The 3,053-nt window shown below is 70.1% G+C and carries 4 protein-coding genes and 1 pseudogene; 3 read left to right on the top strand and 2 right to left on the bottom strand.

Features of this window, described 5'->3' with window-relative positions:
* Together AB0G02_RS33300 and AB0G02_RS33295 are read left to right on the top strand one after the other, a co-directional pair.
* Positions 1–181, top strand: a 181-nt coding sequence (locus AB0G02_RS33300; protein ID WP_360802249.1) for a hypothetical protein, incomplete at its 5' end; no start/stop codon positions are given.
* Positions 182–415: 234 nt separating this feature from the next.
* On the top strand, positions 416–673 hold the full coding sequence (locus AB0G02_RS33295) for an integrase core domain-containing protein (RefSeq protein WP_360802246.1): 258 nt from the start codon (positions 416–418) through the stop codon (positions 671–673).
* On the opposite strand, the gene AB0G02_RS33290 is transcribed toward AB0G02_RS33295, so the two are convergent.
* Both AB0G02_RS33290 and AB0G02_RS33285 read right to left on the bottom strand, forming a co-directional pair.
* Positions 658–1,023 (bottom strand): hypothetical protein, encoded by a 366-nt coding sequence (locus tag AB0G02_RS33290; RefSeq protein ID WP_360802252.1) that lies wholly within the window; start codon positions 1,021–1,023, stop codon positions 658–660. The two genes, AB0G02_RS33295 and AB0G02_RS33290, sit on opposite strands and share 16 nt — an antisense overlap.
* Before the next feature lie 27 nt (positions 1,024–1,050).
* Positions 1,051–1,140 (bottom strand): annotated as a pseudogene (locus AB0G02_RS33285) (recombinase); the annotation flags it as partial.
* Positions 1,141–1,469: 329 nt separating this feature from the next.
* On the opposite strand from AB0G02_RS33285, the gene AB0G02_RS33280 reads away from it, so the two are divergent.
* Entirely contained in the window at positions 1,470–2,279 is an 810-nt protein-coding gene (locus AB0G02_RS33280; protein WP_360802243.1) for an acyl-CoA dehydrogenase, read from the top strand.
* Positions 2,280–3,053 lie beyond the last annotated feature (774 nt).

The following is a 3,053-nucleotide window of genomic DNA, read 5'->3' as shown; positions in this document are numbered from 1 at the left end:
GTCCGAGAAGGAGCACGGCGCGGACGTCTACTCCACGGACATGGTCCTCACCCCCTCGGGCGACGGCTTCACCCTCTACGACCTGGTCGGCCTTCCTCCGCCTCCAGGCCGACACGCTCCTGGCCTGAGACTTCTTCGAGACCTCCACCCTGAGCGGTACCCGCCTGTACGTGCTCGGTGATCGAGCACGCCAGCCGCCGCATCCGCGTCCTCGGCGCCACCGCACACCCGACCGCAGCCTGGGTCACCCAAGCCGCCAGGAATCTCGTCATGGACCTCGAGGACGCAAGCAGCCCCGCGCAGTTCCTGATCCGCGACCGTGACGGGAATACCCAGTCCTGTTCGACGCCGTCATCGTCGACGCGGGCATCCGGTCGCCCTCACCGGTGTCCGGATACCCCGGATGAACTCGATCATGGAACGCTGGATCCACAGCTGCCGCCGCGAACTCCTCGACCGCAGCCTCATCTGGAACCAGCAGCATCTGTTGCACGTAGTGCGCGAGTACGAGCACTTCTACAACACCCATCGACCCCACCAGGGCATCGCCAACGCCCGACCGCTACAACCGCTGCCACAGCCAGCCACCGACCAAGCGACCCTCACCCACCTCGACATCCGCCGACGGCCACGACTGGGCGGCATCCTCAACGAGTATCACCACGCCGCCTGATCTGCATGGACGGCATTTTCGGCAAGCACAGCGTCTGGCTGATCCGACTCCGAGGCCGCCGCGCAGCTCAAGGTCAGCAGGAGTTGTTCACCGGCCTTTCCACGATCTCCGGTCCCGGGTCTGCCATGGACGGTCTGCGGTGCCAGGCGTCTGCGTGGTGTGCGCCGCCCGGTGGCGCCGCGGTCGAGCAGCGTGATGCAGGCGGCGTCGCAGCGGATGACGAGTCCGAGTTCGTCGACCAGCCGTGCGGTCTGCTCCCGGCCTGGGTCCTCGGCGATGCCCGCGGCGGTGAGGTGCGCGGCGATGCGGGCCAGGAGGTGGTCCTCGCACAGGTAGAGGTTGCGCGGCACGCCGTCCGGTCGGGTGTGGGCGGTGGTGTGGCCGTGGCGGCAGCGGTAGGCGGCCCGTCCGTGGGAGCGATGTGAATCCATCTTCCGCCCGCACACCCCGCACTGGAGTCTGCCCACCAACACGTAAACGCACTCGCCGCCATCACACCCTCGGCACCCAGGCCGCGCTCGGGATCACCACCGACTACTACGTCACCGGCGAATACCCCGGCGTACCTACTTCGAAGTCATCCCCGACGGCGAACAGACGGCCGGCCCCGCCAGCCACCCGAACCCGCAATCCCCGTCCACGAAAACTCCCAGCGGTCGCCGGCGCGGGGCCGGACGGTCCGCACGAACTTCAAGTTCTCCGCCGACCGCGTGGACGGTGTCGGGTTCGCCCAGTTCATCGGCCTCGACCCCGAGGGCAACGCTGTGGTCGTCACTCCCTGGTCACCTGCTACGCCATGACGGCGCTGCACCGCACCGCCGTGCGCCGGTGGGCCGAGCACGACCCGACCGACGCCGACGACACCGCCGACGCCGAACGACTGGTCGCCATCACCAAGGGCTGGACCACCTGGCAGGCCCGCGCCGTGGCGATCGAATGCCGTGAGCGCTGCGGAGCGCAGGGCCTGCTGCCGGTCAACGGCCTCAGCGTCATCGCCGCCGACCTGGAGGGCACGATCACCGCGGAGGGCGACAACACCGCCCTGTGGGCCAAGGCCGGCGCCGAACTGCTGCTCACGGCACCTGACCATCCCCGCCCGACGCGCTCCCGCCACCTGGACGACCCCGACCACCTCCAAGCGCTGCTGCACGCGGTCGAGCACAGGTTTCTCAACACCGGCCGTGCACGGCTGCGCGGGGCACCTGCGGTCGGCCGGAACCGCTGGAACACGGCCGCGCCCCCCGCCCTCGCCGCCGTGACCGCCCGCGCCGAGCGCCTCGCCGCCGAAGCCGTGCTGGGGTGGGCGCGGCAGGCCACCGACCCGACCGCCGCCCACCTGCTGCGCACCGCCCACCGGTTCTTCACCCTGCGCCGCGTCCAAGCGCACAGCGGAACCCTGCTCGCCTCGGGCGACCTCGACCTCGGACAGGTCCACGCGCTGCCCGACCTGCTGGAGGACACCATCGCCAACCTGGCCGGACACGCCCGGACCATGGTCGACGCATTCGACCTGCCGGAGGAACTGCTCGCCGCGTGGCCCATCACCGGACCCGACTACCAAGACGCGTTCGACGACCCCCGAGCGCACTGGCACCGACCGGCATGAAGGAGTCTCGCGCACATCGCGGTGCCGCAGTTGCAACGCCGGGACCGGTCAGTCCTCGAACCCACCAGGACGGAGAACTGCGGCGGCTACACCCGAGCTGCACCAGCCCGGCGGCTCCGAGCCCCGAGGCACGGGCGGAGGCGGCCTTGGGATGGTCAACACGGTGCCCGTCAGTTGTTCGTCACGTCGCCTCGTACCGGGACCGCGTGCATCACCAACCTCGTGACCACTCCGTCGCGGGTGCTCTGCACGGCTGTCTCGGCCCCGCGACGATCGTCACCTGTTAGAGCGACCGCCGGGACGCCACTGCAGCGACCCGACCGTTCCTCGTGTGGCCGGTGCCGGCCAGCCGCTGGTTCCCACGGCCCTTGTAGACGCACATGAGTTGCTCTTGGTCGGTGTTCTTGTCAGTCGGAGTGGCGGTGACCCGGTTCCGGACAGGACAGGCTCCGCCATCACCATGGCCTCCCGGGCACGTCCCCGCACCACATGACCGGCGCAGCTGGTATCCGTCCCTCCGTCTCCGCTGTGCACCGGCGAAGGAGGGACGGGATCGCCGCGGCCGAGCACGAGCAGCTGTCCTACCACGGGCTCCTCGCCGAACTCCTGCTCGGGAGTGGGACGACCGTGACCGTCGCCGTTCCGCTCGCCGGGGTCAAGGCCGCTGGGTTCCCGTGGGAGACGCCAACCCCAACCCCGCCACCATCAACACCCTCGCCGCCGGCGCCCTGTACGGTCATCGCAGCGCGCTCCCAGTCCCGGAGGATCACGGGC

This window comes from Actinosynnema sp. NPDC023658 (assembly GCF_040639995.1).
Lineage (GTDB): Bacteria > Actinomycetota > Actinomycetes > Mycobacteriales > Pseudonocardiaceae > Actinosynnema.
The sequence above is the reverse complement of the archived record's forward strand: the minus strand, read 5'-3'. Positions and strand labels throughout refer to the sequence as shown.